Source organism: Yersinia rohdei ATCC 43380 (assembly GCF_000173775.1).
GTDB lineage: Bacteria > Pseudomonadota > Gammaproteobacteria > Enterobacterales > Enterobacteriaceae > Yersinia > Yersinia rohdei.
In genome coordinates this window covers 1-482 of the sequence record NZ_ACCD01000086.1, presented here as the reverse complement: position 1 = coordinate 482, position 482 = coordinate 1, and the positions used below count along the sequence as shown (strand labels likewise).

The following is a 482-nucleotide window of genomic DNA, read 5'->3' as shown; positions in this document are numbered from 1 at the left end:
ACCCAGCACGCTGCGCTGAGTATCAACCGCTTTCAGCGCTTTATCGATATCTGCCAACGGTGTAGTACCTGTTGCTTTACCATCAGCCGCAACGGTGCCATTCAACACATCAAAGCCTTTGGCGGCAACAGTACGTGACTTGCCGTTCACTGCTTCATTTACTGCTGTAGCATCTTTAACTGCTGTTGCCAAATCGGTAGTTGCAGTATCCGCGGCACCTTTAAGTGCTGCTGCCGTCGCTGTACCGTTAGCGGCATCGGCTTTAACTGCTGCCAGATATGCACCATTTGCAGAATCATATGCTGTTTGTTTAGCATCAAGGGCCGTAGTCTTAGTGAAAGCATAAGTGTTTACGGTATCTGATGATGTACCATCAGCGTTGGCTGTCGCCAGGTTCCAGCCTGAACTTTTACCGATAGCAATACTGATTTGTTCATTATCTTTCGAACCGACCTGGAAATCGTAGCTTGAGTCTGCCTTGG

At 48.5% G+C, this 482-nt stretch carries 1 pseudogene; it reads right to left on the bottom strand.

The window, feature by feature from the left end:
- Positions 1-482: pseudogene (locus YROHD0001_RS0119165) on the bottom strand (flagellin FliC); the annotation flags it as partial.